The sequence below is a fragment of the Roseomonas sp. TS2 genome, assembly GCF_058833935.1.
In genome coordinates this window covers 1-22,911 of the sequence record NZ_JCACVY010000059.1, presented here as the reverse complement: position 1 = coordinate 22,911, position 22,911 = coordinate 1, and the positions used below count along the sequence as shown (strand labels likewise).

General features: G+C 73.8%; 30 protein-coding genes and 1 tRNA gene. 11 read left to right on the top strand and 20 right to left on the bottom strand.

Going from position 1 to position 22,911, the window contains the following annotated elements; genetic code table 11:
• The 3 genes from ACZJYS_RS11685 to ACZJYS_RS11675 all read left to right on the top strand — a co-directional run.
• On the top strand, positions 1–462 hold a 462-nt coding region (locus ACZJYS_RS11685), incomplete at its 5' end, for a copper chaperone PCu(A)C (protein ID WP_493178202.1).
• 90 nt (positions 463–552) lie between these two features.
• On the top strand, positions 553–1,275 hold the full coding sequence (locus ACZJYS_RS11680; protein WP_493178200.1) for an NAD-dependent deacylase: 723 nt from the start codon (positions 553–555) through the stop codon (positions 1,273–1,275).
• Between the two features lie 101 nt (positions 1,276–1,376).
• Complete coding sequence (locus ACZJYS_RS11675) at positions 1,377–1,859, top strand: uracil-DNA glycosylase family protein (RefSeq protein ID WP_493178198.1); 483 nt, start codon at positions 1,377–1,379, stop codon at positions 1,857–1,859.
• A gap of 18 nt (positions 1,860–1,877) precedes the next feature.
• Here the strand turns inward: ACZJYS_RS11675 and ACZJYS_RS11670 are convergent, their stop codons facing one another.
• Both ACZJYS_RS11670 and mscL read right to left on the bottom strand, forming a co-directional pair.
• Positions 1,878–2,270: a metallopeptidase family protein gene (locus ACZJYS_RS11670; protein ID WP_109516230.1), complete on the bottom strand. Its 393-nt coding sequence runs from the start codon at positions 2,268–2,270 to the stop codon at positions 1,878–1,880.
• A gap of 49 nt (positions 2,271–2,319) precedes the next feature.
• Positions 2,320–2,823 carry a large conductance mechanosensitive channel protein MscL gene (gene mscL / locus ACZJYS_RS11665; RefSeq protein ID WP_493178190.1) on the bottom strand — a complete coding sequence of 168 codons (504 nt, stop codon included), beginning with the start codon at positions 2,821–2,823 and terminating at the stop codon, positions 2,320–2,322.
• A 26-nt stretch (positions 2,824–2,849) separates the two neighbouring features.
• On the opposite strand from mscL, the gene ACZJYS_RS11660 reads away from it, so the two are divergent.
• Positions 2,850–3,326 carry a VOC family protein gene (locus ACZJYS_RS11660; protein ID WP_493178187.1) on the top strand — a complete coding sequence of 159 codons (477 nt, stop codon included), beginning with the start codon at positions 2,850–2,852 and terminating at the stop codon, positions 3,324–3,326.
• Between the two features lie 69 nt (positions 3,327–3,395).
• Here the strand turns inward: ACZJYS_RS11660 and ACZJYS_RS11655 are convergent, their stop codons facing one another.
• The 11 genes from ACZJYS_RS11655 to ACZJYS_RS11605 all read right to left on the bottom strand — a co-directional run bounded on the left by ACZJYS_RS11655 (position 3,396) and on the right by ACZJYS_RS11605 (position 12,001).
• Positions 3,396–4,016 carry a YMGG-like glycine zipper-containing protein gene (locus tag ACZJYS_RS11655; protein ID WP_493178186.1) on the bottom strand — a complete coding sequence of 207 codons (621 nt, stop codon included), beginning with the start codon at positions 4,014–4,016 and terminating at the stop codon, positions 3,396–3,398.
• A gap of 98 nt (positions 4,017–4,114) precedes the next feature.
• Positions 4,115–5,446 (bottom strand): TRAP transporter large permease, encoded by a 1,332-nt coding sequence (locus ACZJYS_RS11650; protein WP_493178184.1) that lies wholly within the window; start codon positions 5,444–5,446, stop codon positions 4,115–4,117.
• Positions 5,446–5,985: a TRAP transporter small permease gene (locus ACZJYS_RS11645; protein WP_493178183.1), complete on the bottom strand. Its 540-nt coding sequence runs from the start codon at positions 5,983–5,985 to the stop codon at positions 5,446–5,448. Before ACZJYS_RS11645 ends, ACZJYS_RS11650 begins: the two co-directional genes overlap by 1 nt.
• A gap of 103 nt (positions 5,986–6,088) precedes the next feature.
• Entirely contained in the window at positions 6,089–7,078 is a 990-nt protein-coding gene (locus ACZJYS_RS11640; protein WP_379633194.1) for a TRAP transporter substrate-binding protein, read from the bottom strand.
• Between the two features lie 190 nt (positions 7,079–7,268).
• On the bottom strand, positions 7,269–7,706 hold the full coding sequence (locus ACZJYS_RS11635) for a CBS domain-containing protein (RefSeq protein WP_493178180.1): 438 nt from the start codon (positions 7,704–7,706) through the stop codon (positions 7,269–7,271).
• A 129-nt stretch (positions 7,707–7,835) separates the two neighbouring features.
• Positions 7,836–8,570 carry a S1 family peptidase gene (locus ACZJYS_RS11630; RefSeq protein ID WP_493178178.1) on the bottom strand — a complete coding sequence of 245 codons (735 nt, stop codon included), beginning with the start codon at positions 8,568–8,570 and terminating at the stop codon, positions 7,836–7,838.
• Between the two features lie 99 nt (positions 8,571–8,669).
• Entirely contained in the window at positions 8,670–8,867 is a 198-nt protein-coding gene (locus tag ACZJYS_RS11625) for a hypothetical protein (RefSeq protein WP_493178175.1), read from the bottom strand.
• Positions 8,860–9,288, bottom strand: coding sequence for a protein-tyrosine phosphatase family protein (locus ACZJYS_RS11620; RefSeq protein ID WP_493178172.1), 429 nt, complete (start codon positions 9,286–9,288; stop codon positions 8,860–8,862). The genes ACZJYS_RS11625 and ACZJYS_RS11620 overlap by 8 nt, the downstream gene beginning before the upstream one ends.
• Positions 9,285–10,193, bottom strand: a complete 909-nt coding sequence (locus tag ACZJYS_RS11615; protein ID WP_109516238.1) for a CDP-alcohol phosphatidyltransferase family protein — start codon at positions 10,191–10,193, stop codon at positions 9,285–9,287. The genes ACZJYS_RS11620 and ACZJYS_RS11615 overlap by 4 nt, the downstream gene beginning before the upstream one ends.
• Positions 10,193–10,906 (bottom strand): phosphatidylserine decarboxylase, encoded by a 714-nt coding sequence (locus tag ACZJYS_RS11610; RefSeq protein WP_493178168.1) that lies wholly within the window; start codon positions 10,904–10,906, stop codon positions 10,193–10,195. The genes ACZJYS_RS11615 and ACZJYS_RS11610 overlap by 1 nt, the downstream gene beginning before the upstream one ends.
• Before the next feature lie 78 nt (positions 10,907–10,984).
• The gene (locus ACZJYS_RS11605) at positions 10,985–12,001 is read right to left on the bottom strand and encodes a LysM peptidoglycan-binding domain-containing protein (RefSeq protein ID WP_493178165.1); all 1,017 of its coding nucleotides are present in this window, start codon (positions 11,999–12,001) and stop codon (positions 10,985–10,987) included.
• A gap of 130 nt (positions 12,002–12,131) precedes the next feature.
• Between ACZJYS_RS11605 and ACZJYS_RS11600 the strand changes: the two genes are divergently transcribed.
• Positions 12,132–12,803, top strand: a complete 672-nt coding sequence (locus ACZJYS_RS11600) for a cytochrome b/b6 domain-containing protein (RefSeq protein ID WP_379633182.1) — start codon at positions 12,132–12,134, stop codon at positions 12,801–12,803.
• Between the two features lie 36 nt (positions 12,804–12,839).
• Here the strand turns inward: ACZJYS_RS11600 and ACZJYS_RS11595 are convergent, their stop codons facing one another.
• Positions 12,840–13,319, bottom strand: coding sequence for a c-type cytochrome (locus ACZJYS_RS11595; protein ID WP_493178160.1), 480 nt, complete (start codon positions 13,317–13,319; stop codon positions 12,840–12,842).
• A 162-nt stretch (positions 13,320–13,481) separates the two neighbouring features.
• Between ACZJYS_RS11595 and ACZJYS_RS11590 the strand changes: the two genes are divergently transcribed.
• Both ACZJYS_RS11590 and ACZJYS_RS11585 read left to right on the top strand, forming a co-directional pair.
• Positions 13,482–13,558, top strand: a tRNA-Pro gene (locus tag ACZJYS_RS11590).
• A gap of 170 nt (positions 13,559–13,728) precedes the next feature.
• Positions 13,729–14,478, top strand: coding sequence for a TorF family putative porin (locus ACZJYS_RS11585; RefSeq protein ID WP_493178156.1), 750 nt, complete (start codon positions 13,729–13,731; stop codon positions 14,476–14,478).
• A gap of 101 nt (positions 14,479–14,579) precedes the next feature.
• Here ACZJYS_RS11585 and ACZJYS_RS11580 read toward each other — a convergent pair whose 3' ends face one another.
• Positions 14,580–14,774: a DUF2842 domain-containing protein gene (locus tag ACZJYS_RS11580; RefSeq protein ID WP_181378033.1), complete on the bottom strand. Its 195-nt coding sequence runs from the start codon at positions 14,772–14,774 to the stop codon at positions 14,580–14,582.
• Positions 14,775–14,941: 167 nt separating this feature from the next.
• On the opposite strand from ACZJYS_RS11580, the gene ACZJYS_RS11575 reads away from it, so the two are divergent.
• Complete coding sequence (locus ACZJYS_RS11575) at positions 14,942–15,523, top strand: adenine phosphoribosyltransferase (RefSeq protein ID WP_109516245.1); 582 nt, start codon at positions 14,942–14,944, stop codon at positions 15,521–15,523.
• A 5-nt stretch (positions 15,524–15,528) separates the two neighbouring features.
• On the top strand, positions 15,529–16,620 hold the full coding sequence (locus ACZJYS_RS11570) for a hypothetical protein (protein ID WP_493178151.1): 1,092 nt from the start codon (positions 15,529–15,531) through the stop codon (positions 16,618–16,620).
• Between the two features lie 43 nt (positions 16,621–16,663).
• On the opposite strand, the gene ACZJYS_RS11565 is transcribed toward ACZJYS_RS11570, so the two are convergent.
• From ACZJYS_RS11565 to ACZJYS_RS11550, 4 genes are all read right to left on the bottom strand, one after another.
• Positions 16,664–17,002 carry a flagellar biosynthesis regulator FlaF gene (locus ACZJYS_RS11565; RefSeq protein ID WP_109516247.1) on the bottom strand — a complete coding sequence of 113 codons (339 nt, stop codon included), beginning with the start codon at positions 17,000–17,002 and terminating at the stop codon, positions 16,664–16,666.
• Positions 17,002–17,460, bottom strand: a complete 459-nt coding sequence (locus tag ACZJYS_RS11560; protein WP_109516248.1) for a flagellar biosynthesis repressor FlbT — start codon at positions 17,458–17,460, stop codon at positions 17,002–17,004. Before ACZJYS_RS11560 ends, ACZJYS_RS11565 begins: the two co-directional genes overlap by 1 nt.
• Before the next feature lie 242 nt (positions 17,461–17,702).
• Positions 17,703–18,914 carry a class I SAM-dependent DNA methyltransferase gene (locus tag ACZJYS_RS11555; RefSeq protein ID WP_493178148.1) on the bottom strand — a complete coding sequence of 404 codons (1,212 nt, stop codon included), beginning with the start codon at positions 18,912–18,914 and terminating at the stop codon, positions 17,703–17,705.
• 16 nt (positions 18,915–18,930) lie between these two features.
• Entirely contained in the window at positions 18,931–20,607 is a 1,677-nt protein-coding gene (locus tag ACZJYS_RS11550) for a formate--tetrahydrofolate ligase (RefSeq protein WP_493178146.1), read from the bottom strand.
• 221 nt (positions 20,608–20,828) lie between these two features.
• On the opposite strand from ACZJYS_RS11550, the gene ACZJYS_RS11545 reads away from it, so the two are divergent.
• Positions 20,829–21,818 carry a Bug family tripartite tricarboxylate transporter substrate binding protein gene (locus ACZJYS_RS11545; protein ID WP_109516251.1) on the top strand — a complete coding sequence of 330 codons (990 nt, stop codon included), beginning with the start codon at positions 20,829–20,831 and terminating at the stop codon, positions 21,816–21,818.
• Between the two features lie 107 nt (positions 21,819–21,925).
• The gene (locus tag ACZJYS_RS11540; protein ID WP_109516410.1) at positions 21,926–22,591 is read left to right on the top strand and encodes an OmpW/AlkL family protein; all 666 of its coding nucleotides are present in this window, start codon (positions 21,926–21,928) and stop codon (positions 22,589–22,591) included.
• 55 nt (positions 22,592–22,646) lie between these two features.
• Here ACZJYS_RS11540 and ACZJYS_RS11535 read toward each other — a convergent pair.
• Positions 22,647–22,911, bottom strand: a 265-nt coding sequence (locus tag ACZJYS_RS11535) for a hypothetical protein (RefSeq protein WP_493178142.1), incomplete at its 5' end; no start/stop codon positions are given.

The following is a 22,911-nucleotide window of genomic DNA, read 5'->3' as shown; positions in this document are numbered from 1 at the left end:
CTGCCGGGCCTGAGCCTCTGCACCACCCTTGCCCGCCCCGCCGCCGCCCACAGCTACACGCTCGGGGATATCGAGATCGGCCATCCCTGGAGCCGCGCCGCGCCGGCCAACATCACCGGCGCCGGCTTCATGACCCTGCGCAACACCGGCACCACGCCCGACCGGCTGGTGGGCGGCAGTGCCGACATCGCCCGCGCGGTGGAGATCCACACCCACATCCACGAAGGCGGGGTGATGCGCATGCGCCCCGTCGAGGGCATCGAGATCGCGCCCGGTGCCGAGGTGCAGCTTGCCCCCGGCGGCTACCACCTGATGCTGATCGGGCTGAAGCAGGCGCTGCGGAAGGATGACCGCGTGCCCGTCACCCTCGTCTTCGAGCGGGCCGGCCGCATCACCGTCGAGCTGGCGGTGGCGGCGGCGGGCGCCAGCCCGGGGCGGAGCGGCGGCGGCCACCAGCACTGAGGGCGGCGCGGGCCAGGGCGGTGGTGGCGGCGGCGGCGGCGCCCGAAGCCGGCGCTTGACCGCGGCCCCGCGCCGCGGGAAGCCTCGCCCATGTCCGCACCGCCCCTCATCATCCTGACCGGCGCCGGCATCTCCGCCGAATCCGGCCTCGCCACCTTCCGCGATCCGGACGGGCTCTGGGCCCGCCACCGCATCGAGGATGTCGCCACGCCGGAGGCCTTCGCGCACGACCCGGCGCGGGTGCATGCCTTCTACAACATGCGCCGCGCCCAGTTGCGCGACCCCGCCATCCGGCCCAACGCCGCGCATGACGCGCTGGCCCGGCTGGCCGCGCGCTGGCCGGCGCCCTTCCTGCTCGTCACCCAGAACGTCGACGACCTGCATGACCGCGCCATGGGAGAGGACGCCCCCTCCCTGCTGCACATACATGGCCGGCTGGGCCATGCCCGCTGCCTGCGCTGCGGCGCCACCCGGCCCTGGGCCGGCGACCTGTCCACGGAAACCCCCTGCCCCGGCTGCGGCGAGGCCGGCGGGATGCGGCCGGATGTGGTGTGGTTTGGCGAGGTGCCGCTCGGCATGGAGCGGATCGAGGCGGCGATGGCGGGGTGCCGGCTGTTCCTCTCCATCGGCACCTCGGGGCAGGTCTATCCGGCGGCGGGGTTCGTGGCGGCACTGCGCGGCCGGGCGCGCACGGTGGAGCTGAACCTCGAGCCCAGCGCCGGCAGCCGCCTGTTCGACGAGGCGCGGCACGGGCCGGCCACGGCGCTGGTGCCCGCCTTCGTGGCGGCGCTGCTGGCGGAGCACGCGCCCTGACCCTGGAGGAAGCCGCCGCCGCCGCGCGCGCCTGCACCCTCTGCGCCGCCGCCCTGCCGCTGGGGCCGCGCCCCGTCTTCCGGGTGGGCGAGACGGCGCGGGTGCTGATCATCAGCCAGGCGCCGAGCAGCCGGGTGCACGTCACCGGCCTGCCCTGGAACGACGCCTCGGGCGAGCGGCTGCGCGGCTGGATGGGCATCGACCGCCCAACCTTCGACGATGGCGCGCGGGTGGCGATCGTGCCGATGGGGCTGTGCTACCCCGGCCGCCTGCCCCGGGGCGGCGACGCGCCGCCGCGCCCGGAATGCGCGCCGCTCTGGCACCCCCGCCTGATTCCGCCGATGCGCCAGGTCCGGCTCACCCTGCTGGTGGGGGCGCATGCGGTGCGGGCGGTGCTGGGCCGGGCCGCGGCCTCGCGCTTCGGCGAGACGGTGCGGGACCAGGCGGCGCTGCGGCCCCGCGGGCTGGCCGTGCTGCCCCACCCCTCCTGGCGGACCAAGGTCTGGGCCGATGCCAGGCCCTGGTTCGAGCAGGCCGTGCTGCCGGAGTTGCGCGAAGCGGTGGCCCGGGCGCTGGCGGGCTGAGCGGAAGGGGCCGGAGCCTCAGCCCTCGCCTTCCAGCCGGGCGATCTCCTCGTCGGAGAAGCCGAAATGGTGGCCGATCTCGTGGATCAGCACGTTGCGCACCAGCCGGAACAGATCCTCCCCGGTCTCGATCCATTCCACCAGGATGGGCTCGCGGTAGAGCAGGATCATGTCCGGCTCGGCGGCCACGCCGAGGCTGGTCTTCTCGGTCAGCGGCGTGCCGCGGTAGAGGCCGGTCAGCTCCCAGGGGTGCTGGAGGTCCATCGCCTCCAGCGTCTCCTCGTCGGGCACGTCCTCGACCAGGATGGCGACGCCCCGCACCGCCTCGCGCAGCGCCTGCGGGATGGCGGCGAAGGCGGTCTCCGCCATGTCCTGGAGGTCCTCGAGGGAGGGGGGATGGTTGAAGCGCATGTCCGTCATCCTAGCATCCCTCACCGCCCTGGGCGACCACGCCGCGGCCTCAGGAAGGGCGCGGTGCAGGGCCGGCCGGGGGCGGCGCGGCCTGGGTGGCCCCGCGCCCCGACACCAGCGCGTCGCGGATTTCCATCAGCAGCTTCTCCTGCGTGGTGGGCGCGGGCGGCGCGCTCTGCTCCTCCCTGTGCCGCACGCGCAGTCGGGTGAGCATGCGCAGCAGCCAGAAGATCGCCATCGCCACGATGAGGAAGCGGATGATGGCGTTGATGAACAGGCCGATGGCCAGCACCGCCGCGCCGCTCTGCCGCGTCGCCTCCAGCGAGGGGCCGCGCTCGCCGCTCAGCACGACGAAGACGTTGGAGAAGTCGACGCCGCCGATCATCAGGCCGATCAGCGGGTTGATCAGGTCCTGCACCAGGGAGTTGACGATTCCGGTGAAGGCCGCGCCGATGACGATGCCGACCGCGAGGTCGACAACGTTGCCGCGCATGATGAAGGCCTTGAACTCCTTCACCCAGAGCGGCTCGTGGACGGGGATGGGCGGCTTCATGGTGCCTCCTGCTGCGGAAGGAGGACGTGCCTCCCATTGTCGGGCTGGCCGTGGCGGGGCAGGATCGCGCCATGCGCACCGCCCTGCCTGGCCTCGGCCAACAGATCACCTTCGTCTATACCGAGCAGCCCGAGGCCAGCTGGCATTTCTACGAGACTGTCCTGCAACTGCCGCTGGTGCAGGACCAGGGGCGCTGCCGCATCTACGCGGTGGCGGGCGGCGCCGACGCGCCGCGGGCCTTCCTGGGAGTCTGCCGCGCCCGTGCCCCCCGGGCCGGGGACGAACCGCGGGCGGAGGGCGGCGTGGTGATCACCTTCGTCACCCCCCGGGTCGCGGAATGCCACGCCCTGCTGAAGGCGCGGGGTGTGGAGGTGGGCGAAGCGCCCGCCTGGTCGGAAGCCTATGGCGTGGAGCACTTCTTCTTCCGCGATCCGGCGGGCTACCTGCTGGAGGTGCAGCGCTTCGGCCGTGGCGGCTGGCCGGAGCCTGCGGATCAGGCATGAGCCCGGCCCGGCCGGGCCGGGCACCCTGGCCGGAGGCTGCCTCGGAAAGGCTGCCTCCGGCCGTTTCCCTCAGGGCGAGGTGCGCGGCGCCGGGCTGACCGGCGTCGGGCTGGACATGGCGCCGCCGCTGGTGGTGCCGCCGCCCGTCGTGGTGGTCGCGGCGCCGCCGGAGCCGCCCATGCCCGTGCTGCCCGTGCCCGAGCCGCTCATGCCGCTGCCGGTGCTGCTGGTGCTGCTGGTGCCCGTGCCGCTCATGCCTGAGCCGCCCATGCCGGAGCCGCTCATGCCGCTGCCGGTGTTGCCCGTGCTGCTGGCGGGACGCGGGTTGGCGGGGGTGCCACCCGGCTCCACCACCATGCCACCGCCCATATAGGCGCCGTCGCTGTTGGCGCGGCTGCCACGGGAGGAACTGCGGCTGCTGCCGCGGCGGTTGGTCTCGTCGAGCGGCGTGCGCACCTCCGGATCGCGCCACAGCGGGCGGCCGAGATTGACGTCGGAGGGAGAGGTGGTGGCGCCCGTCACGGCGCCGGCGCCACCGCCGACCACCGCACCCACCGCCGCGCCCACCGGGCCGCCCAGCGCGCCCACGCCGGCCCCGGTGGCGGCACCGGCGGCCGCGCCGCCCTGTACCCGCTCGCGCTCATCCGTGCCGCAGGCGGCCAGCGCCAGGGCCAGAGCGGCGGCACCCATCACATGTAATCTCATCGGAGTTCTCCCTGTCTGCGTTCGCAACAACGCCGGGCAGGGAGAAAGGTTGTGCCGCCACTCTGGCCCGGCCTCCGCCAGGATCAGCCGGAGAGCATGGTGCGCGGCAGCCAGGTGACGATGCCGGGGAAGACGGTGACGATGGCGACCGCCACCACCATCAGCAGGAAGAAGGGCAGCGTCGCCCGCGCCACGGCGAAGATGCCCTGCCCCGTCAGCCCCTGGATGACGAAGAGGTTGAAGCCCACCGGCGGCGTGATCTGCGCCATCTCGACCACCAGCACGATGAAGATGCCGAACCACACCATGTCGAACTGCGCCGCCGAGATCACCGGCAGCACCACCGAGGCGGTGAGCACGATCATGCTGATGCCGTCGATGAAGCAGCCGAGGATCAGGTAGATCACCGTCAGCACCAGGATGATCATGCCCGGGCTGAAGCCCTGCTCGCCCACCCAGGCGCCCATGGCGGCGGGAATGCCGGAATAGGCCATGGCCTGGGTCAGGAAGGCGGCGCCGGCCAGGATCAGGTTGATCATGCAGGCAAGGCGCGTGGCGCCCATCAGGCTGTCGCGCAGCGAGGCCCAGCTCAGCGTGCCGCCCCAGGCCGAGAGCGCCAGCGCGCCGACGACGCCGAACACCGCCGCCTCCGTCGCCGTGGCCCAGCCGAAATAGATGCTGCTCATGACAAAGCCGATGAGCAGCATCACCGGCACGAGCTGGGCGCTTTCCCGCAGCTTCTGGCGCAGCGGCATGGAGGGGTCGCGCGGCGGCGTCAGCTCCGGGTGCAGCAGCGACCAGACGGCGATGTAGCCGCTGAACAGCGCCACCAGCAGCAGCCCCGGCAGCACGCCGGCGATGAACAGCCGCACCACCGAGACCTCGGCCGCCACGCCATAGACGATCATCACGATCGAGGGCGGGATCAGCAGGCCGAGCGTGCCGGCGCCGGCCAGGCTGCCCATGGCCATGGGCAGGTGGTAGCGCCGCTGCGCCAGCGCCGGCAGCGACATCTTGCCGATGGTCGCGGCGGTGGCGGCGGAGGAGCCGGAGACGGCGGCAAAGATGGCGCAGCCGATGACGTTCACATGCATCAGCCGCCCCGGCAGGCGCTGCACCCAGGGGGCGAGGCCGCGGAACATGTCCTCCGACAGCTTGGTGCGGAACAGGATCTCGCCCATCCAGATGAACAGCGGCAGGGCGGCCAGCGTCCAGGAGGCCATGGCCTGCCAGATGGCGGTGCCCATCACCTTCTCCACCGGCATGGCCGGCATGGCGGGAATCAGCCAGGGCAGCACGACGACGCCGCAGAAGCCCACCAGCATCAGCGCCAGGCCGATCCAGACGCCGAGGCCGAGGAACAGGAACAGCAGGGCCAGCAGCAGCAGCCCCGCCTCGGTCTGCGCGAGATCCATCAGAGTTCCTCCGCCGCGCGGTCCAGCGCCGAGCCCTCGCCGGCGCGGCGGTAGGAGGGCGTGCCGCCGGCCAGGTGCACCACCAGGTCGTCCAGCAGGGAGAGGGCGAACAGCACCACCCCCACCGCCGAGAGGGCCTGCGGAATCCACAGCTTCCAGGGCACGGTGCCCTGCGCCACGTCGTCGAACTCCAGCGAATCGGTGGCGAGGTCGGAGAGCGCCCAGCCCAGCGCCAGCACGATGGCCAGCGCCAGCAGCAGCGCCACCGCCTCCAGCAGGAATTGCGCCCGGCCCCGCAGCCGGCCGATGATCAGGTCCACGCGGATATGCGCGCCATGGCGGAAGGCATAGGCCAGCGGCAGCAGCGCGGAGGCGGCCACGGCGAAGGAGGTCAGGTCGTCCGCCCCCGCCACCGTCAGGCCGAGGAAGCGCCCGCCCACCTGGGCGGCGATGACGAGGGCGATGGCGGTGAGCGCCAGCGCGCCCCCCACCCCGCCCAGCAGATACAGGAAGTCGAGCACGGATCGCAGGGCGCGCATGCGTGGCCTCTCGGGTTCGGCGATTGCGGCGGGGCAGGCCGCCGCCCGGGCGAAGGCCCCTGGCGGGGGCCTTCCGGGCGGCGGCGGCGCGGCGGGCGCGGCCTCAGGCCGCGCGGTAGGCGTCGATCAGCTTCTTGCCATCCTCGCCGGCCTTGGCGAGCCACTCCTGCACCATGGTCTCGGAGACCTTGGCCATGCCCTCGCGCAGCGCGGCGGAAGGCTGGTTCACCGTCATGCCGCGCTCGGCCAGGATCTTCTCGCGCGCCACCTGCTCGGCGGCCGACATCTCCCAGCCGCGCGTCTCGGCCGCCTTCGCGCCGTCCAGCACCGCCTTGCGCGCCGCCTCGGGCAGCGCCTCCAGCGCGCGGGTCTGCACCATCACCGCGTTCTTGGTCCAGGTGAAGCCGATCGGCGTGAAGAATTTGGCGAAGTCCCAGGCCTGCACATCGACGCCGGTGGCGGCGGAGGTGACCATGCTGTTGACCACGCCGGTGGCGAAGGCCTGCGGCACCTCGGCCGCCTGCACCAGGGTCGGCGTGGCGCCGACCAGCGTGGCGAATCGGTTGGTGGCGGCGCTGAAGGTGCGCATCTTGTTGCCGCGCAGCGCCTCGATCGAATCCACCGGGAAGTTGGTGTAGAAGCCCGAGGGCGGCCACGGCACCATGTAGAGCAGCGTGATGCCGGTGCGCTTCAGCCGTGCCTCGATGTAGGGGCGGGAGAGGTCGGCCAGCTTGCGCGCCTGCTCATAGGAGGTGACGAGCTGCGGGATGCCGTCCACCTCGAAGAACGGGTCCTCGTTGCCATAGGCCGAGATCAGGATCTCGCCCATCTGCACCTGGCCGGTCTGAATGCCGCGGCGGATCTCCGGCATCTTCAGCAGCGCGGCGTTGGTGTGCATCTGGATCTGCAGCGCGCCGCCCGAGGCCTGCTGCGCCGCCTCGACGAACTGCCGCAGGTTGCGGGTGTGGAAGTTGCCGTCCGGATAGGGCGTGGCCAGTTGCCAGCGCGCCTGCGCCAGGGCCTCCCGCCCGGCGAGCGGCAGCAGCGCGCCGGCGGCGCCGGCCGCGAGAAGGGAACGCCGGTGGATGTTCATGAACCCAGACCCCTGCCTGTTTTGCTTGGCGGGCATCATCGTCGCGCCCGCGAAAGCCTTGCAAGGGTGTTTCGGACCTCCGCCGTCGCGCAGGGGCGCGCCGGAGGGCGGCTTCCGCGCAGTTCCTGGGCGGTTCCTGACCGCCTTCTGTGCAGCGCGGCGCCGCCCCGCCGCTCAGCCGCCCCGCCGCTCAGCCCCCGGAGGTGACGTAGTTGCGCAGGTCGCTCGCCTCCTGTTCCGCCTCGGCGATGCGCGCCTTCACCAGATCGCCGATCGAGACCATGCCGACCAGGGCGCCCGCCCCGTCCAGCACCGGCAGGTGGCGCACGCGGCGGTCGGTCATCATGGAAAGGGCGGCGGTGATCGGCGTCTCGGGCGAGATGGTGTGCAGCACGCGGGTCATGAGCTGGTCGGCCTGCAGCCGGCCGATTCCCTCCGGCTGGCCGGCCAGGGCACGGACGATGTCACGCTCGCTGAGGATGCCGAGCACGCCGCCCTGCGCGTCCCGCACCAGCACGGCGCCGATGCGGTGCTGCGCCAGGGTGCGCGCGACGGCCGCGGCATCGTCCTGCGGCCCGACGGAGACCACCTGTGAGCCCTTGCCGCGCAGGATGTTCGCAATCGTCATGGCGGGGTTCCCTTGGCATGCGGGCTGGCGCCGCCAGGGGAAGACGGCACGGCCCGCCTTGGTTGTTACGACAACGATGCTGCGCGCGGGGTGGCCAAGTCCAGGGGAATCGGCGGCGATGGGTGCCGCTCAAGCGGCCGTGCGGCCGAGCAGGCGCAGTGCCTCCGCCTCCGCCCGGCGGATGCCGAGCACGAAGACCTGCCGGTCGCGCCGCGCCAGCCCGTCCAGGTCCGCGCCGGTCAGCAGGGCCAGGGCGCCGGCCGCCCCGGGGTTGGGCAGGGCGGCGGTGAGGCCCATGAGCCGCCCCGAGGCATCCACCACCGGGCCGCCCGAATAGCCCAGCAGGGCCGGCATGCGGGCGGTGAAGCCACGGCCGAAGCCCGGCATCTCGGCATCCGGCGCCTCGACATGCCCGTGCGCGATGGCGGGGCCGAAGCCCGGCGCGCCGGCGGCCCACACCGCCTCCCCCTCGCGCGGCAGCTCGGCGGCGCGCGGCGCGGCGGCCAGGAAGCCGGGCGGCACGCACAGCACGGCAAGGTCCATCCGCGCGCTGCGGCCGGCCAGCGCGGCCTCGGTCTCCGCGCCATCGGCGCGGCGGAGGCGCGCGCCCGTGGCCCCGGCCTCCAGCAGATGCGCGCAGGTCAGCACATGCCGGGTGCCGAAGCCCACCGCCGCGCCGCGCCCGCCCTGGCCATTGTAGAGCACGGCCGATCCCCCGGTGGCGATGGCCTCGGCCGGGGTGCCCCGCGCCTGCTGCCCGAACGGGGCCGCACAGCCTGCCAGCAGGCTCGCGCTGCTGCCCAGGGCAAGGCTCCCCAGGACGGCGCGCAGCAGGGCACGGCGAGGCGGCGAGGCAGCAAGCATTCGAAAATCCCCCGGCATTCATCAACCTATTGGTTAGGAATGTTAGCCAAACCCTTCAAAACACACACCTCACGAGCGCGTGATCTTTGAAGTCTCAGCCTAGGAGCCGGGAGTGAAGAAAACCTTGATAAGGAACAGCACGGCCAGCAGCACCAGCAGCCAGGCCAGGAACCGCCACCGTCCGCCGCGGCCCGGAGGCCGCCGGTCATTGGCCGGTGCGGGCGGGGGGCGGTAGGGCGGCAGCACGCGCATCGCCCAGCCAGGCTTCGGCCGGTGGCCGGGGCGTGGTTCAGCCATCCAGCGAGGCCTCCCGCAGGAAGGCCTCCTGCGCCGCCGTCTCGATGGCGCCGGGGTGGTAGTGCCGGCGGATGAAGGCCACCGGCTCCTCCGTCACGCCGCTGCGGCGGGCGAGGCAGCCCAGCACCAGGCCGGTGCGCCCCAGCCCGGCGCGGCAGCCGACATAGACCGCCTCACCCGCCCGCAGCGCCGCCAGGGTGGCGGCGAGCGCCGCGCGCAGCGCCGGCAGGTCGTCCGGCACGCCGAAATCGGGAATCGGGAGGAGGAGGGTGGCACGCCGGCGGTTGGCGGCTCCGCCATCGAGGCAGAGGGCGAAGCCCTCCGCAGGGCAGGCGGCGAAGGGGCCGCCGCGCAGCCGGGCGGTGCCGCCGCCCGGCAGGGGCAGAGCCAGGCCGCCGAGGCCTGCGCCCTGCCCGCTCATGGTGCGGGGGTGGAGGTCCCGCCCGAAGGGGGCGGCAGCGGCTGCATCAGCGCCTCCGTCTCCCGCTTCAGCCGCAGGTAGGAGCGGAAGGAGAAGGGCAGCATGCCGCAGTAGATCAGCCCGGCCGCCGCCAGCGCCGCCCAGGGCTCGCTAACCAGCAGCGCGGCATAGGCGCCGATGGAGAGCAGCAGCGGCAGCACGTATTCGCGCCGCACCTTGAAGTTCTTGAACGACCAGGTGGGCAGGGTGCTGACCAGCATCAGCGCCACCGCGATCAGCAGCAGCCCGACGAAGGCCGGGTGCCGCACCGCGCCGGCCAGCCCCGTCCAGCCCCAGCCCTCGAAGGCCAGCGCGGCGAAGATGGGGAACATGCCGAGCAGCGCGCCGGCCGGCGCCGGCACGCCGGTGAAGAAGCTCTGCGCGTAGGCGGGCTTGGGCGGGGGCCCCGGCAGCGGCATCGGCCCCGCGTCCAGCGCCGCGTTGAAGCGCGCCAGCCGCAGCGACATGCAGACGGCGAACATCACGCAGGGCACGAAGCCGAGGCCGCGATACTCGTGCATGGTCCAAAGGTAGAGCACCATGGCCGGCGCTACGCCGAAGGAGAGGAAATCGGCCAGGCTGTCGAACTCGGCGCCGAAGCGGCTGGTGGCCTTGAGCAGGCGGGCGAGCCGCCCGTCCAGGCCGTCGATCGCGCCGGCCAGGATGATGAGGCCCGCCGCGGGCTCCCACCGCGCCTCCAGCGCGAAGCGCATCGCCATCAGCCCGGCGCAGAGGCCGAGCAGGGTCAGGATGTTCGGGATCAGCCGGTTGAAGGACTGGCCCTGAAAACGCGGCCGCTGGCGCGCGGCGAAGCGGAAGCGCCGCGAGGAGGAGGACGGGGCGGGGTGCCGGGGGGCCTCGTCCATCAGAGGACCGTGCCCGGCGCCATGGCCGCCGCGGGGTTGGGGGCGGGCGCCAACTCGGCGATCACCGTCTCGCCGCCGATCATCAGCTGGCCTTCGGTCACCACCGGCTTCACGCCTTCCGGCAGGTAGAGGTCGGTGCGGCTGCCGAAGCGGATGATGCCGAAGCGCTCGCCGGCGCGGAGCTGGTCGCCCTCGCGCACGTTGCAGAGGATGCGGCGGGCGATCAGCCCGGCGATCTGCACCACCGCGATCTCCTGCCCGCCCGGCAGGCGGATCGCCAGGGCGTTGCGCTCATTGTCGTCGCTGGCCTTGTCCAGGCTGGCGTTGAGGAACTTGCCGTGCCGGTAGGCGATGCGGGTGACGACGCCATCGACCGGGCTGCGGTTGACGTGCACGTCGAGCACCGAGAGGAAGATCGCCACGCGCCAGCGCGGCGTGGCGCCGAGGCCGAGTTCGGCCGGCGGCACGGCGGGCGCCACGCTCACCACCCGGCCATCGGCGGGGGCGACGAAGACCGGCCGGTCCGGCGTCACCCGTTCCGGGTCCCGGAAGAAGTAGAGGCAGAACAGGGTGAAGGCGACACCGAGCCAGAACAGCCAGGAGCCCAACAACAGGCCCCCGACCACGGCAACGGCCGCGCCACCGATGATGAAGGGCCGGCCAGCCGGATGCGGCGGGGCCAGGACCAAGCGAAGGCTTTCAATAAGCGCCATGATGCCCCTGGTTATGGTCCGTCGGGGAAGCGCAAACAATCCCTGACCGCTGACGCCCCGTCCGCCCTGCCCTGCCGCTCACGAGGGCGGCAGGGTGAAGACCTGGCCGGGATAGATGCGCCCCGGGTCGCGGATCTGCTCCTGGTTCGCACGGTAGATAATGGTGTAGCGGGTGCCGCGGCCATAGGTTGCGCGGGCGATGCGCCAGAGGTTGTGGCCCGGCTGCACCACGATGCGGCCCTCCGCCGGCCCTGCCGCATCGCGCTGGAAGGGCAGCTCCAGCCGCGCCGCCACCTGCCCCTGCGGGCCGAGCTGGTCCAGCCGCAGCGTGTGCAGGCCGGGCGCGGCCTGGGTCGCGGGCCGCAGCGCCCAGCGGCCCTCGGTGTCGGCGCGCGTGTCGCCGGCATGGCCCTGGTCGATGTAGAGGCGCAGATGGCTGCCGGCCGGCGCGCTGCCGGCGAAGCGCAGCCCGCCATCATCGTCGTAATCCACCACATCCAGCGCCAGCGCGCGGCCCGCCGGGGGCGCCGCCGGCCGGGCGGCAGGCCCCGCCGCCTGCAGCAGCCGTGGCGCGGCTCCGCCGGCCGGCGGCAGCAGCACCGCCAGCGGCCCCTCCGGCGCGGCGCCACCGCCCGCCTCCGGCGCCGGCACCAGGACCAGCAGGGCCTCCCCGCCCCGGTGCAGCGCCCCCTGGGCGGTGCGGGCGGCGAGGCTCAGCTCGTGCGGCCCGGGCGGCAGCGCCTCGGCGGGCAGGATCACCCATTCGCCCCGGGCATCGGCGCGGGCGCGGCCCAGCTCGTGCCCGTCATCCCGCAGCAGCACCACCTCGGCGCCCGGCGCGGCGCGCCCGGCCACCACGGCGGTGCCCCGCGCGCCGATGCGGGCGATGTCGAAGCGCGGCGTCGTCTCGGCGGCAACCTGCGGGGCGGCCGCCGGGGCCGGGGCCGCGCCGGACAGGGGCGCCGGCGGGGCGAACCAGGCGGCGGGCCATGACGGGCCGGACGAGGGCGCGGCGACCATGAGCCACCCGGCCAGGCCGCCGCCCAGCGCGGCCCCCGCCACCCCCAGCAGGGACAGGCGTGTCCGATCCGTCATGCTCGCATCACCTGGCGATCCCGCATTCTTCCCGCAGCCGGGGCGCCGCCCCTCTCCCGGCCCCCTTGCGGGGAGGGACCGGCGAATTGCTGAATGCTGCCCCGCCACAGGCCACGGGAGCAAGGCTGCGATGCGCAACGAGACACGGATTCGCGTGCAGGTGTGGGATGGCTGGGTGCGGCTGACCCATTGGCTGATCGTCGGCCTGCTCGGCCTGTCCTGGTGGACGGCGGAGACGGGGCGGATGGATCTGCACATGACCAGCGGCTACGCCATCCTGGCGCTGCTGCTGTTCCGTGCCGGCTGGGGCGTGGTGGGGTCGGACACGGCACGCTTCTCGCGCTTCCTGCGCTCGCCGCTGGCGGCGCTGTCGCATCTGCGCCACCTCTTCCGGCGCGCGCCGGACACCGAGCTGGGCCACAACGCCGCCGGCGGCTGGATGGTGCTGGCGCTGCTGGCCGTGCTGCTGCTGCAGGCGGTGAGCGGCCTCTTCGCCGACGACCTGATCCTTACCCGCGGCCCGCTCGCGGCGCACGCCCCCGCCGCCGTCAGCGACTGGATGACCTTCCTGCACATCCGCAACTTCAACGTGATCCTGGCGCTGGCGGCGCTGCACGTGCTGGTGGTCGGCCTCTACGCGCTGGTGAAGGGGCAGGATCTGGTGCGGCCGATGCTGACCGGCAGCAAGTGGCTGCCCGCGCCCCTGGCCGCCACGGCGCCGCGCATCGCCCCGCCGCTGCGGGGCGCGCTGCTGCTGGCGCTGGCCGTGGCGGCGGTCTGGCTCATCGCTGGCCTCGGCTAAGGGCGGGCGCCGGGGAAGCGCCCTCCCGCGCCGCCTTCAGCGGGCGCGGTAGTTGCGGTGGCAGGCGCCGCAGGTGCCGCCCGCCTCGCGGAAGGCCGTGGCGGTGGCGCCGGCATCGCCCGCGGCCGCCGCGTCGCGCAGCTTGCCGAGGGCGGCCACCATGTTGGCGCTGGCGCGCTCGAACCCGGCGCGGTCCGACCACACGGCGGGCAGGGCACGGGTGTCGCCCGTGTCGCTGCCGGGCGGGAAGCGGGCGGGGAAGCTCTCGAAGAAGCGCTGCATCTCCGTGGCGCGGCCGGCCACCGGCTCCAGCGCCCCGCGCGAATCGAGGATGCCCTTGATGGCCTCCAGATGCCCGGCCATCTGCTTCAGCCCGGCCTTGCGCTCGGCCACCACATCGCCTGCCGTGCCGCTGGCGACGCCCGCCTGGGCCAGGGCCGGAGCGGCCTGCCAGGCGCCCGCCAGCGCCGCCACCGCCAGCGCCGCGCAGGCCAGCCCTGCCTGTCTCATCCGCATGTCCTGTGTCCCTCCGTCGTCGGTCCCGCGCGCATCACAGCATGACCGGCGCGGCAGAAAAGTGACTTTTTCTTCTCCGCCACGGTCCGGGCGCCCTTGCTGGCACCCGCGCCTGCCGCTATACGCCGCGCCGTGCCCGAGAGGACGCGCCGGCCGGAACGACGGAGCGTAGCTCAGCCTGGTAGAGCACTGTGTTCGGGACGCAGGGGCCGGAGGTTCGAATCCTCTCGCTCCGACCAAATGATCCGGCCGGGGAAAGCCCCGCCTGCCCCTCCTATCCGGGAGGCGGCAGGCGGGGCTTTCCGATTCCGCCGCAGGGCGGCGCCGACGTCATCAAAGTTGCACACATTTTGCTAAGGCATCGGTTACCACCGGAAGCACGAGGCTTCCGGCTGGAGGGAACCTGCCCATGAAGTCTCCTTTGGCCTCCGCCGCTGCCCTCGCCTTGGGCATCCTGCCGCTGAGCCTGCCCGCCGCCGCGCAGACCACGATCGAGAGCGCCGGCCTGACCGTGACGGCCACGCCCGCCATTGCCTCGGACTACCTGTTCCGCGGCATCTCGCAGACGCGCAACCGGCCGGCCGCCTCGCTCACCCTCGACGTGCAGCACGAGACGGGCCTCTATGCCGGCGCCTTCGCCAGCAACGTCACCTTCCCCGGCAGCAATGCGCGGCAGGAGCTGGACCTGCTGGCCGGCTACCGCTTCGAACTCGGCCCGGTGAACCTGGATCTGGGCGGGGTGTTCTACACCTATCCGGGCTACGACAAGCCCGATGGCAGCTACGAGTACAACTACTTCGAGGCGGTCGCGAAGGCGAGCTACACGCTGGACGCGGTGAAGTTCGTCGGCGCCCTGGCCTACTCGCCCGATTTCTACTTCGAGGCCGGCTCGGCCATCTACCTGGAGGGCGGCGCCGATGTCAGCCTGCCGCTCGATGTCACCCTGGCCGGCCGCTACGGCTACCAGTGGATCGACAAGAACCCGCGCTACGGCGCGCCGGACTACGCCAACTGGTCCGTCGCGCTGTCGCGCGAGGTGGTGGCGGGCTTCGCCCTGACGGTCGGCTACTACGACACCAACCTCTCCAAGGCCGAGTGCTTCGCCGGCACCAAGCTGTGTGACGCGCGGGCGATGGTGACGCTCAGCCGCGCCTTCTGACCGGCGCCGCAGGCTCAGTCTCCCGGGCGGCGCTGTCCGCCCGGGGCCTTCTCCCGGCCGCCGCCTGCCTCAGCGCGGCCGCCGCGCGGCCGTTGCCCGCCTCAGCGCGGCCGCCGCGCTGCCCAGAACATCAGGGCGCGGATGGGAAACACCCAGGCGAGGCCGGCCAGCACGAAGAAGGGCACCTGCAGCGCCCAGTGCAGGCCCAGCATCCAGTCGGCGATGCGCAGCACCACGACCAGGTAGAGGGCGAGGAAACAGAAGCCCGCGAGGCAGGCCAGAAGGATGCGCGGCATGAATCTGCTCTTGGCAGGCCGCCGCCGCTTCGCCAAGCCTCGATCCGGCGGCCCCGGCAGCATCCCGTCATGCGGCTTGCGTTGCAGCGGCGGGCCGGGGCGCCTAGTCTCCGCCGCGACCGGCCGGGCCACCCAGCCCGCCCCCTCCTGCTGACTGAAAGACCCCGATGCCTGACAACGGCCTCACCCCCGCCTCCGGCGCTTCCTCGGGCACTTCCTCGGGCACCCAGGATTTCGACCTGAAGGCGCATATCCGCGGCGTGCCGGATTTCCCGAAGCCGGGCATCCTGTTCTACGACATCTCCACCCTGCTGCGGGACGGCCCGGCCTGGCGCGGGGCGATGGACCGGCTGGCCGAGATCATCCGCCCCTACCGGCCGACCCTGCTGGCCGGCATCGAGAGCCGCGGCTTCCTGATGGCGGCGCCGATGGCGCTGGAGCTCGGTCTCGGCTTCATCATGCTGCGCAAGCCGCGCAAGCTGCCGGGCGCCACCATCGGCTATGATTACGACCTCGAATACGGCAAGGACCGCATCGAGATGCAGGCCGATGCGCTGCGCCCCGGCGAGCGGGTGGTGCTGCTGGACGACCTGCTGGCCACCGGCGGCACCATGGCCGCCGCCATCCAGCTGCTGCGCAAGGCCGGCGCCGAGGTGCCGGCGGCGGCGACGCTGATCGAGCTGCGCTTCCTCAACGGCCGCGCCCGCGTCGACGTGCCGGTCGAGACCCTGGCCACCTACGACGACTGAGCGGCATGGCGGGGCGCGGCATCCACTCCCCCTTCCCGGCACCGTCACAGGGCGGCGCGCCGCGCGGCCGCCGGGCCTGGCTGCGGCTGGCCGGCGCGGCGGCGCTGATGCCGGCCCTGGCCCCGCCGCTGCGCGCCCAGCCCCAGCCGGGCGCCGCCGCCCTGGCTCCCGCCTCTCCGGTTCCCGCTTCCCTGGCCCCGGACAGCGCCACCCTGCTGCTGCCCGGCCCCGAGGGCGGCGCGGCGGCGCAATGGGCGCGCGGGGTGGCGGCGGGGCTGGCGCGCGGCCTGCCGCACGCCGTGGCGCTGCGCACCGTCACGCTGGGCGGGCCGGACGGCGTCACCGCCGCCAACCGCTTCGCCACGCTGGAGGCGGGCGACGGCCGCACCCTGCTCGTGCTGCCCGGCCTGGCCGCGCATGCCCGGCTGGTGGGGGAAAGCCGCGCCCAGTTCCAGCCCGAGGGCTGGCTGCCGCTCTGCGTCTCCTGGCAGGGGGCGGTGCTGGCCGGGCGGGGCGTCCTCGCGCCCACCGCCGCGCGGCCGCTGCGGCTGGCGCTGCCGGGCCCCGACGCGCCGGAGGCGGCCGCCCTGCTGGCGCTGGACCTGCTCGGGCAGCCCGCCATCCCGGTGTTCGGCATCGCCGGCGGCGAGGCGGCCGCTGCCCTGGCCCAGGGCGTGGCCGATGCCATGGTGATCGCCGCTCCCGCCGCCGCCGCCCAGGCGCGCCGCCAGGGCCTGACCCCCTGGCTGGAGCTGGACACGCCCGGCCGGCGGGAGAACCCGGAGCTGCCGGCGGCCAGCGCCCTGCCCGCCATCCGCCCGGCGCCGCTGGCGGCGGCACAGGCGGGCTTCGCGGCGCTGCGGCTGCGCGCGGCGCTGATGCTGCCCGGCCTCACCTCGGCCGATGTCGTCGCCGCGTGGCGGCGCGCCGCCCTGCTCTGGCAGGAGGATGAGGCGAAGCAGCCGGCGGAGACCACGGCCCCCGCCCTGGTGGGCGCCGAGGCGCGCGCCACCATCGCGCCGCTCTGCCCCGCCGCCGATGCCGTGCTGGCCTACCGCGAGTGGCTGCTGCGGCGGCTGCGCTGGCAGGCGGGCTGAGACCCCTCCGGGCGGGCTGGGCTGCATGCCCGCGGAGGCGTGCTCAGTGATAGGTGGCGAGGCCCGCCACGACCTGCTCATTGACCATGATCAGGAAGTCCAGGTCGGGCTGCTCCCGCTCCAGCTCCCGCAGCACGGCGCTGCCGAGCAGGCCGAAGCCGTCCCGCAGGGCATCCGGCAAAGGGCAGGCCGGGCTGCACACCGCCAGCAGCACGGCCTGCCAGAGCCGGCGCGTGGCACGCACCGCCGCGGCGCGCCGGCCGGCCCCGCCCGCCCGCGCCTGGCGCAGTCGGGACACCGCCGCGCGGAAGGCCTCGGCCTCGGCCGCGCGGCTTTCCGCCAGGGATGCGCCCCCCGTGGCGATCGTCTGGCCGAGCGGCATCACGCCATGGCTCCCGCCCCTTCGCCGGATGGCGGCACGGGATGGGCGCGGGTGGGTGGCTCGGCGGCGGCGCGCAACACGGCATCCTCATGCTGCATCACCCGGCGGACCAGCTTCAGCGACTGGTAGCACTCGTCCTGCTGGGCCAGGACCAGGGCGCTTTCCAGCATCTCGCGCACCAGGGCGGAGGTGGTGATGCTCTGGAATTCGGCGATCAGATCGCGTGCCAGCTCCAGGCCGCGCTCGCGCTCCTCCTCATTGCCGATATAGGCGGTCTGCAGCGCGAAGTAGATGCGTTTGGCCGGGGTGTCGGCGGCCTCGGGAGTCATGATCTGCTTGCCGAAGAGGAACCGCGCGCGGCTGGTCAGCTCCACCCGGGCGCGGTTGCGGAAGCGCAGCGGGGCGCCGTTGACGACCAGCAGGTCGCCCTGGCGCAGTTCGAGCACAAGCGTGGACATGAACAGCGGTCCTTCGGAACCCGGGCGGATGGCACCGGGCATGTGAGGGGAAAGCTCCGGGCCGCAGGCGAAAGCCGCCGATGCCGCGCCCATGGGTGCGGGGCTTCAACACATTCCGGTCTTGCTCCTGCTGGCGGGGCCGGTCTCGTCCCCTGTCACCGTCGGTGGTGACGGTGGCTCAATCTGCGGTGCAGGAAGTTAACAGGGGCTTGAGGGGCGGGGGCGCCGTTCAACTCCGCCGGTCAGGTGCGGCGGAGCAGCATCAGCACCCCGTCGACCGGCGCGCCCTGCTCCTGGCGCAGCACGTCCCGCCGCTCCGCCACGCCGGCCAGGCCGGCGGCGGCGCAGGTGGCGCGCAGCGCCGGCAGGGCGTGGCGGTAGCGCAGCCCGGGGCCGAGCGCGTAGGGCCCCTCCCCGCCCGCCTCCCCCTCGGCCAGCTCGACGCTGAACAGCGCCAGCCCGCCCGGCCGCAGCGCCGCCCGCAGCGCCGCCAAAGCGGGGCCGAGGTCGCCCAGGTAGTTCAGCACGTCGGCGGCGGCGATCAGGTCCCAGGCGGCGGGGTGGCGGGGCAGGAAGTCCAGCAGGTCCGCCTCGTGCAGGGCGGCGTAGCAGCCCTGGCGCGCCGCCTCGGCCAGCATCCGGGGCGAGAGGTCCAGCCCCTCCAGCCGCCGCGCGAAGGGCGCGAGCGCCAGGCCGGACAGGCCGGTGCCGCAGCCGAGGTCGAGCGCGCCCTCTACCGGCTCCGGCGCCAGCCCCGAGTCGCGCAGCAGCGCCGCCAGGGCGGCCGGGGTGCGGTAGCCCAGCCGGCCGGTGAGGTCCGCCGCGAAGCGCGGCGCGTACTGGTCGAACAGGTCGCGCACATAGGCGGCGGGGGCGCGCGCCGGCGCCGGCGCGCGGCCCAGCGCCGCCAGCAGGAAGCGCGCCTGCCCCACCACGTCCGGGTCGTGGTGCGCCAGCGCCGCCTCGGCCATGCGGATGGCCTCGGGCAGGGCGCCAGCCTCGCGGCAGGCATGGGCCAGGGCCAGCTTCGTCTCGGCGGCCTCCGGCGCCAGCGCCACCGCCTGGCGCAGCGGCGCCAGCGCCGCCCGCGCCTGCCCCAGCCCGCACAGCGCCTGCCCCAGGTTGCGCAGCGCCACCGCGTCGTCCGGCCGCCGCGCCAGCGCCGCGCGCAGCGCCGCCACCGCCGGCTCCAGCTGCCCCGCCTCGGCCAGCGCGCCGCCCAGCGAGGCCAGGAACACCGGCGCCTCCGGCCGCAGCGCCACGGCGCGGCGGATCAGGCCGATGGCGCGGGGCAGGTCGCCGCGCTGCCGGTGCAGCGTGCCGAGCAGGTTCAGCGCGTTGGCATCGCGCGGGCTGCGGGCCAGGAGGCGGGTGTAGAGCGCCTCCGCCTCATCCAGCGCGCCGGCGGCGTGGCGCGCGGCGGCCTGGCGCAGCAGGGCCGCGTCGCCGCTCACCGCGCCCGCCGCCGGCTCAGAACAGCCCCTCGATCCGCCCCTCGGCATCGAGGCCGATGCCTTCCGCGGCGGGGCGGCGCGGCAGGCCGGGCATGGTCATGATCTCGCCGCAGATCGCCACGACGAAGCCGGCGCCGGCCGAGAGCCGCACCTCGCGCAGCGGCAGCACATGCCCCTCCGGCGCGCCCAGCATCGCCGGGTCGGCGCTGAAGGAATACTGCGTCTTGGCGATGCAGACGGGCACATGGCCGAAGCCCTGCTCCTCGAAGCGCCGCAGCCTCGCGGCGACGGGCGGCGGCACGCTGACGCTGGCGGCGTGGTAGATCTCGCGCGCCACTGTCTCGATCTTGCCCTGCAGCGACATGTGGTCGTTGTAGAGCGGCTCGAAGCTGGCGGTGCCACCGGCGATGAGCGCCTGCACGGCGCGGGCGAGGTCGGCCGCGCCGGCGGCGCCGTCGGCCCAGTGGGTGCAGAGGATGGCCTCGACGCCGAGCGGCCGCACCGCCGCCTGCACCGCCGCGATCTCGGCGTCGGTGTCGCTGGTGAAGCGGTTCAGCGCCACCACCACGGGCAGGCCGAATTTCTGCATGTTCTGCACATGCCGCCGCAGATTGGCCGCGCCGCGCGTGACCGCCGCCACATCCTCCGCGCCGAGGGCCGACTTCGCCACGCCGCCATGCATCTTCAGCGCCCGCGCCGTGGCCACCACCACGCAGGCGGAGGGCGCGAGGCCGGCGCTGCGGCACTTGATGTCGAGGAACTTCTCGGCGCCCAGATCGGCGCCGAAGCCCGCCTCGGTGACGACCACATCGGCCAGCCGCAGCGCCAGCCGCGTGGCGATGACGCTGTTGCAGCCATGCGCGATGTTGGCGAAGGGCCCGCCATGCACCAGCGCCGGGCTGCCCTCCAGCGTCTGCACCAGGTTGGGCGCCAGCGCGTCGCGCAGCAGGGCGGCCATGGCGCCGTCGGCCTTCAGGTCGTGCGCAGTGACGTTCCGCCCGTCCCGCGTCTGGCCGACGATGATGCGGCCCAGCCGCTGCTGCAGCTCCGCCAGGTCCTTCGAGAGGCAGAACACCGCCATCACCTCGGAGGCGACGGTGATGTCGAACCCGTCCTCCCGGGGAAAGCCGTTCGGCACGCCGCCGAGCGCCGCGTTGATCGAGCGCAGCGCGCGGTCGTTCATGTCGAGCGCGCGGCGCCAGGAGATGCGGCGCGCATCGAGCCCCAGCTCGTTGCCCCAATAGAGGTGGTTGTCCAGCATCGCCGCCAGCAGGTTGTTGGCGGAGGTGATGGCGTGGAAGTCGCCGGTGAAGTGGAGGTTGATCTCCTCCATCGGCGCCACCTGCGCGCGGCCGCCGCCCGTGGCGCCGCCCTTCACCCCGAAGCACGGCCCGAGCGAGGGCTCGCGCAGCGCGATCATCGCCTTCGTGCCGAGGCTGTTCAGCGCGTCGCCGAGGCCGATGGTGGTGGTGGTCTTGCCCTCGCCGGCGGCGGTGGGGCTGATGCCGGTGACCAGCACCAGCGCGCCGCGCGGCGCCGACATGCGCTCCTGCTCGGCGACGAAATCCAGCCCGACCTTCGCCTTGTGCCGGCCATAGGGCTCCAGCGCCGTCTCGGGGATGCCGGCACGCGCGGCGATCTCCTGGATGGGAAGGAGCCGCGCGGCCCGCGCGATGTCGAGGTCGGTCGCCATGGAATCGTCCTGCCGGCTGCGGATGCCACGGCTTATCCGCAGCCTTCCGCGGCGGCAAGACGTGGTGCCGCAGGCCGGGATGCGGCGCGCGACGCCATGACCGGGGGTGGCGGCCGCCGAGGCTGCGCCCGGCCGGGTGAAAGAGGCCCATGCCCCCTGGCCAGGAGGCACGCCATCATGTCATCGTACGGGAACAAGCAAGACAGTGCCGGAGAACGTCCATGAACCGCCGTACCTTCGCCGCCCTGATGGGCGGCCTGCCGCTGCTGGCCAGCACCGCCGCCCTCGCCCAAAGCTCCGGCCAGCCGGCCTGGCCGAACCGGCCCGTCACCATGCTGGTGCCCTTCGTCGCCGGCGGTCCGTCCGACATCGTGGCGCGCGCCATCGCCAACCGGATGAGCCAGACCATCGGCCAGCCCGTGGTGGTGGAGAACCGGGCCGGCGCCAATGGCGAGGTGGCCGGCCGCCTGCTGGCCCGCGCCGAGCCGGACGGCCACACGCTGATGGTGGGCTCGATCGGCGTCTATGCCATCAACGCCGCGCTGCGCCCGGAGCTGGGCTATGACCCGGTGAAGGACTTCACCCCCATCACGCTGGCCGTCACCACGCCGAACGTGCTGGTGGTGAACCCCGAGAAGGTGCCGGCGAAGACCGTGGCCGAGCTGGTGGCCTGGCTGAAGGCCAACCCGCGCAAGGCGAGCTACTCCACCAGCGGCGTCGGCTCCTCCGACCAGATGACGACCGAGCTGTTCAAGCAGCGCACCGGCACCGACGTGGCGCATGTGCCCTATCGCGGCGGCGCCGCGGCGGCGACCGACCTGATCGCCGGCAATGTGCAGATGTCCTTCCAGAATCTCGGCACGGTGGCCGGCCACATCCAGTCCGGCCGGCTGCGCGCGCTGATGGTGACGGGCGCGAAGCGCCACCCCGTCCTGCCCGACGTGCCCACCGCCGCCGAGACGGGGATGGCCGATTTCGTCGTCACCTCCTGGCAGGCGGTGATGGCGCCGGGCAACATGCCCGAGGCGCTGCGCGGCCGCATCGCCACCGCGGTGATGGAGGCGCTGAACCACCCCGAGGTGAAGCCGCGCCTGGAGCAGATCGGGCTCGACGTGGTGGCCAACAAGCCGGAGGAATACGGCCGCTTCCAGCGCGAGGAGATCGGCCGCTGGCGGCAGGTGATCCAGACCGCCGGCATCACCGCCGACTGACCCGGATCGCCGAATGATCCAGATCAAGGAATCGTGCGGCACATCGGCCTACTCCCGTTTCCGGCGGCGCCCGCGCCGCCTGGAACGAGAGGTTGGTCGTGAACAAGATGACGTGCGGCGCGCTGCTGGGCGCCGCCATGAGCGCCGCCCTGATGGGGGCGCCGGCCCAGGCTCAGGGGCTGATGCAGGAACTGCCCGGCTTCCGGGGCAAGCAGGCGGGGGATCTGGTGGTGGGCTTCGGCGCCATCGGCGTGCTGCCGCAGAATGGCGGGCGCGTCGATGCCATCGGCGGCAAGCCGGAAGCCTCCGACACGCTCACCCCGCAGCTCGACCTGACCTACTTCCTCACCTCGAACCTGTCGCTGAACCTGATCGCCGCCACCAGCCGGCATGATGTGACGGTGAAGGGCTCGGCGCTGGGCGATGTCGATCTCGGCCGGGTCTGGGCGCTGCCGCCCACCCTCACCCTGCAATTCCATCCCCTGCCCGCCGCGCGCCTCAGCCCCTATGTCGGCGCCGGCGTGAACTACACGGTGTTCTATGGCGAGGGCGGCAGCCGCACCGCGCCGGTGAGCAAGGTGGATATCGAGAACAGCTGGGGCTGGGCGCTGAATGCCGGCGTGGACTACGCCCTGACCCCGGAATGGGGCCTCAACCTGGACGTGAAGAAGCTGTTCCTGCGGCCGGATGTCTCGGTCAATGGCGGCGCCATCGGCGCGCGGGCCGATCTCGACCCGTGGATCGTCGGCGCCGCGCTGCGCTACCGCTTCTGAGGCGGTGCCCCCGGCGCGCCTGCCGCCGCCGGGGGCCGCCTCCGCTCCCGCAACCTCATCCCGCGCCGGTCCGCAGCACCACCTGGCGGATCTGCCAGCCGCCCTGGCGCCAGGCGAGGTCGAGCGCCAGGCCGCCGCCGCCCTCGCGCGGCAGCAGCTCAAGCCGTGCCGCATTCCATCCCAGCGGCCAGGCCAGCCGCACCGTCTCCGCCTGCCCCGCCACCGGGTCCCGGACGGGCGGGGCGGCGAGGCGGCGCGATTCCAGCAGCCGGGCCACCGCCGCCGGGTCCCGCGCACCCGAGGCCAGCTCGGCCGCCAGC